Annotated in this window: 4 protein-coding genes; 1 reads left to right on the plus strand and 3 read right to left on the minus strand. The window is 69.4% G+C overall.

What is annotated here, in order from left to right:
• Positions 1 to 250, plus strand: a 250-nt coding sequence (locus tag AC2VOP_RS05035; protein ID WP_486959924.1) for an LGFP repeat-containing protein, incomplete at its 5' end; no start/stop codon positions are given.
• A gap of 113 nt (positions 251 to 363) precedes the next feature.
• On the opposite strand, the gene AC2VOP_RS05040 is transcribed toward AC2VOP_RS05035, so the two are convergent.
• The 3 genes from AC2VOP_RS05040 to AC2VOP_RS05050 all read right to left on the minus strand — a co-directional run.
• Positions 364 to 1452, minus strand: coding sequence for an adenosine deaminase (locus tag AC2VOP_RS05040; protein ID WP_486959925.1), 1089 nt, complete (start codon positions 1450 to 1452; stop codon positions 364 to 366).
• A 100-nt stretch (positions 1453 to 1552) separates the two neighbouring features.
• Positions 1553 to 2827: a thymidine phosphorylase gene (locus AC2VOP_RS05045; RefSeq protein ID WP_486959926.1), complete on the minus strand. Its 1275-nt coding sequence runs from the start codon at positions 2825 to 2827 to the stop codon at positions 1553 to 1555.
• A partial coding sequence (locus AC2VOP_RS05050; RefSeq protein ID WP_486959927.1) for a cytidine deaminase occupies positions 2824 to 3114 on the minus strand: 291 nt, incomplete at its 5' end. The genes AC2VOP_RS05045 and AC2VOP_RS05050, both read right to left, overlap by 4 nt.

Here is a 3114-nt window from a genome sequence, read left to right on the forward strand (position 1 = left end):
GCAGAAGAACCCCGACGGCGGCGTCTTCCAGAAGTTCGACGGCGGTGTCATCGTCCACACCACCCGGTCCTACGTGGTCTGGGGCAAGATCCGCGACAAGTGGAACGAGCTGGGTGGCTCGCAGGGCAAGCTGGGCTACCCGACCAGCGACGAGACGAACACTGCCGATGCTGGCAAGCAGCAGACCTTCGAGCACGGCATCATCAGCTGGAAGCCAGGCGAGGAGGAAGCCACGGTCGTCGAGCACTGACCGACCAACCGCGAAGGCCGGGCAGCGCTACGGCTGCCCGGCCTCTCCTTGTGGCCTTTTTGGCCTTTTTGGCCTTTTTGGCCCTTTTGGCCCGGCTTTAATCCGAAGTCACGTCAGCCGATCAACACCGCGTAGCGCGGTTTGATCACTTCGTCGATGATGGCCAGCCGCTGGTCGAATGAGACGAACGCCGATTTCATCGCATTGATGGTGAACCGCTCCAGGTCGCTCCAGCCGTAACCGAACGTCTGCGAGAGCGCCAGCATCTCCTTGCTCATGGTGGTGTCGCTCATCAACCGGTTGTCGGTGTTGACGGTCACCCGGAACCGGGCCCGCGCCAGCAGGTCGAAGGGGTGCTCGGCGAGGTTGGCGACGGCGCCGGTCTGCACGTTGGAACTCGGGCACAGCTCCAGCGGAATCCGCTTGTCCCGCAGGATCGACGCCAACCGGCCCAAGCGGACGCTTCCACCCGGCTCCACACTGATGTCGTCGACGATTCGCACCCCGTGTCCGAGCCGGTCCGCGCCGCAGAACGCGATCGCCTCGTGGATCGACGGCAAGCCGAATGCCTCGCCGGCGTGGATGGTGAAGCGGGCGTTGTGGTCGCGCATGTACTCGAACGCATCCAGGTGCCGGCTCGGCGGGTGGCCGGCTTCGGCGCCGGCGATGTCGAAGCCCACCACGCCGTCGTCACGGAACCGGATCGCCAGCTCGGCGATCTCCTTCGACAGCGCCGCATGGCGCATCGCGGTGACCAGGCAGCGCACCGTGATCGGACGGCCGGCGGCGACGGCGTCGCGCTCCCCGTCGGCGAAACCGGCCAGCACCGCTTCGGTCACCTCGTCGAACGACAGCCCGCCCTCGATGTGCAGCTCGGGGGCGAAGCGCACCTCGGCGTACACCACCGAGTCGGCGGCCAGGTCGGCCACGCATTCGCGGGCGACCCGGTGCAGCGCCTCGCGCGTCTGCATCACCGCCACCGTATGCGAGAACGGCTCCAGGTAACGCTCCAGAGATCCGCTGTGTGATTGGGTGTGAAACCAGGTTTCCAGCTCATCAGCGTCGGTGGCGGGCAGCTCGTCGTAGCCGATCTGACCGGCGATCTCCAACACGGTGGCGGGGCGCAGCCCCCCGTCGAGGTGGTCGTGCAGCAGCACCTTGGGCGCGCGTTGGATCAGCTCCAGGCTCAACGGCTCTGCCACCGGCGCTCCCGGTCGCTTTCGTCCGCAAGCGGCTGGTGCCCCCAGTGCATCGTCTGCATCGTCTGCATCGTCTGCATTGTCTGCATCGTCGCCGACGGGTTCACGGCTCGATCCGATCGATGACCAGTGACCGCGGGGCCGGCGGTGCGTCGGCGACGCGCCAGCCTCCGCGCAGTTCGGTCAGCGCGGCGGTGAAACGTTGCGGGGTGTCGGTGTACAGCGTGAACAACGGCTCGCCGGCGATCACCGGTTCGCCGGGGCGGCGATGGATACGCACGCCGGCGCCGGCCTGCACCCGCTCGCCTGGGCGCGCCCGACCCGAGCCGAGCCGCCACGCCGTCATCCCCACCGCCCTCGCGTCGATGTCTCCCATTGTGCCGCCTCGGGGCGCGGTCACCGTCTCGCAACATGCGCCGATGGGCAACGGAACCGACAGGTCGCCGCCCTGAGCGGCGACCAGTGCGGCGAACCGGTCCATCGCGGTGCCGTCGCGCAGGGTCTGTGCCGGGTCGGTGCCGTCGATGCGCGCGATCGTCAGCATCTCGGCGGCCAGGGCCAGCGTCAGCTCCACCACGTCGGCGGGGCCGCCGCCGGCCAGCACGTCCAGCGCCTCGGCCACCTCGAGGGCGTTGCCGACGGTCGCGCCCAGCGGCGAGTTCATGTCGGTCAGCAGCGCGCGGGTGGGTACCCGGTGCGTCGCACCCAGCTCGACCATGAGACGTGCCAACTCGCGGGCTTGCCCCGCCGATGGCATGAACGCCCCGGAGCCGACCTTGACATCGAGCACCAGCGCGCCAGCCCCCTCGGCCAGCTTCTTGCTCATCACCGAACTCGCGATCAGCGGCACCGACTCCACGGTGCCGGTGACATCGCGCAGCGCATACAGCTTGGCGTCGGCCGGCGCCAGCCGGCCGGCCGCGAAGATCGCCGCGCCGACGTCGGCGAGCTGGGCCCGCACCCGCTCGCCGGAGAGCGCCGCGTCGAAGCCCGCGATCGACTCCAGCTTGTCCAGGGTGCCGCCGGTGTGGCCGAGTCCGCGGCCGGACGCGCTCGGCACCGCGCCACCGCAGGCGGCGACGACGGCGACCAGTGGCAGGGTGATCTTGTCCCCCACCCCGCCGGTGGAGTGCTTGTCCACGGTCACCAGGCCGGGGAAATCCATCCGCTCGCCGGAGTTCACCATCGCCGCGGTCCAGCGCGCGGTCTCGCCGACGTCCATGCCGCGCAGGCAGATTGCCATCAACAACGCCGACATCTGTTCTTCGGCGAGCAGACCGCCGGTGTAGGCGTCGATGATCCAGTCGATCGCCGCGTCGGACAACCGGTGCCCGTCGCGCTTGGTGCGGATCAGCGTGGGGGCGTCAAAAACGGTCACGGCAGGTTCTCCGGGCCGAACGCGTCGGGCAGCAGGTCGCCGAGCCGACGCGGCCCGCCCGGGTGATCGATCCACAGCTCCGGGCCGCCGTGCTCCAGCAGCACCTGGCGGCACCGACCGCACGGCATCAACACCGCCCCAGCGGCATCCGCGCAAGCCAGCGCGACCAGCCGCCCGCCGCCGCCGGCGTAGAGCGCAGACACCACACCGCATTCGGCGCAGAGACTCAGGCCATATGAGACATTCTCCACATTGCAGCCGGTGAGCACCCGCTGGTCGTCGGTGAG

Source organism: Mycobacterium sp. TH-M106 (assembly GCF_057473765.1).